Genomic DNA, 2137 nt, shown 5'->3' with positions numbered 1-2137 from the left:
ATCTTATTCCCCTTCAAATCAAATTAGCTTTATAAAAAATAGCCAATAAAAGATCGGTTATAGCCATAAAAATGCCCCGGCTTGATTAATCGTTTGGTTTGTATACAAGGTGGGAAAATCACTGCGGCCTCCGAATATCGTCACGATATTCGCATTCGGAAGCCACTCTTGATTGCATTCTTATTCGTCGAAGAACCAGTAACCCTGATTAATCAATTCGGTTAACTCAGCCATGAAAGCTGGGTTATTTAGTGCCTCACCTAGCTCTTTCTTGCCAATCATGGTGTAACGACACAGTGTGTCAGCAGCTTTAGCATCGGTGGTTTCCAGCCGTTCACTGTTGATAAAGAAACTGTCGCCAACTTGCAGAACACGTAAGCCACTCAGGCGCGTCAAGATCTGACCATCCATCAAAGCACCCACAATTTCATCCTGCTCGTAGGGTGGTTGCGCGGCAGAGATATCCAACTCATGGCGCGGCGTGGTAGCAAAGCGGCCGAACCACTGCTTAAAATCTTCCGGCTGATTAATCATATCGACCATCATCTGGCGCAAACGATCAAGCTCGTGTTGCTCAACCCGCCCCGGATGTTCCCGGCAGGTTAAATCAGGATCACTGTAGTGCTCACCGCCGAGATCTTTCTCCAGCGCATAGTCAGCAAAACTACTGATCAGATCCCTGCCATTCGGCCCGCGAAATCCGACAGAGTAATTGAGCGCCGTTTCATGGGTGAAACCGTCGTGCGGAAAGCCCGGCGGGATATATAAAATGTCGCCCGGTTCGAGGTCTTCATCAATGATTGGTGTGAAAGGCTCAACATGCAGCAGCGCTGGATGTGGACAAAACTGCTTTAACGGCAGCTTGTCACCCACGCGCCAGCGGCGGCTGCCCATCCCCTGAATGATAAAGACATCGTATTGGTCGATATGCGGCCCGACACCCCCACCCGGTACGGAAAAAGAGATCATCAAATCGTCTAAACGCCAGTCCGGCAGCACGCGAAATGGGCGCACCAGTTCGGCAGACGGAGCATGCCAGTGGTTAACAGCCTGAGCCAACAACGACCATCCGGTCTCACCCAGGTTATCAAAATGCTCAAACGGCCCATTACTGGCCTGCCACTGGCCATTACTATGGCTGACAAGGCGGCTATCTACCTCCGCTTCCATCGCCAAACCCGCCAGTTCGTCTGGCGTAATAGGATCAATGAAGTTAGGGAAGGCATTTTTTAATATAACAGGTTGTTTTTGCCAGTATTTCTCTAAAAATTCGGGCCAATTAAGATTAAGTTGATAAGCCATGCTTTAACACCAGTGAGAAGACAAACGGCCATGATTATAAAGTGGCTGCCCCATAGGCCGCCTTGTCATTGGTCAAGGCTATGTCGCGCGCATCAGCAAATAAGTCTATCCCCCCTCGCAAGATGGGGGGATAACGCACCCTTTCTACAGAAAGACAGAAATAGTGGCCGGTCTTATTACAATGCGTTAAATCGTGTTTCCACCTCGGTTATGGCGTCTACCCGTGTTTGATGTCGCCCCCCTTCAAATTCTGCATCAAGCCAGGCATCCACAATCATCTTAGCCAGTTCCAACCCTACGACCCTAGAGCCAAAAGCCAGTACATTAGTATTATTATGTTGTCGGGAAAGCTGTGCCGAATAAGGTTCGCTGCACACTACCGCGCGGATACCGGGATGTTTATTTGCCGTAATCGAGATACCTACGCCCGTACCACAAATCAAGACGCCACCATCAGCTTCCCCAGCCGTCACCGCCTCAGCAACTTCATTGGCATAACGTGGATAATCCGTACGTTCTGTAGACCACCAACCTTTGTCAATCACCTTGATGCCACGCGTTTGTAAGTGAGCAACAATATCCGCTTTCAGAATAAATCCAACATGATCACAACCCAGAGCAATACTTTTCATTGAATAACCTCTCATTCGTCAGTAAGCCAAACTTCACAAATTTCAGTTTTATGTGAGCTAAAACGATACTTTTAGTTAAAAACCCCGGCAATGGCGCGCAGTAATGTGTCCATTTTACGCACAATAATCATCAAATTTAAATAACTCGTGTAGTAACCATAAAGAACAATCCGTTAAATACCCCCTCATAACACAACCAACCA

Annotated in this window: 2 protein-coding genes; both read right to left on the bottom strand. The window is 47.9% G+C overall.

Features of this window, described 5'->3' with window-relative positions:
- Positions 1-180: 180 nt before the first annotated feature.
- Positions 181-1302 (bottom strand): JmjC domain-containing protein, encoded by a 1122-nt coding sequence (locus V1952_RS21415; RefSeq protein WP_420075509.1) that lies wholly within the window; start codon positions 1300-1302, stop codon positions 181-183.
- Positions 1303-1478: 176 nt separating this feature from the next.
- Positions 1479-1934 (bottom strand): bifunctional allose-6-phosphate isomerase/ribose-5-phosphate isomerase RpiB, encoded by a 456-nt coding sequence (rpiB, locus tag V1952_RS21410; protein WP_050081743.1) that lies wholly within the window; start codon positions 1932-1934, stop codon positions 1479-1481.
- Positions 1935-2137 lie beyond the last annotated feature (203 nt).

This window comes from Yersinia sp. 2542 StPb PI, assembly GCF_048593855.1.
GTDB lineage: Bacteria > Pseudomonadota > Gammaproteobacteria > Enterobacterales > Enterobacteriaceae > Yersinia > Yersinia enterocolitica_E.
Note: the sequence above shows the minus strand (reverse complement) of the source record. Positions and strands in the feature narration are given on the sequence as shown.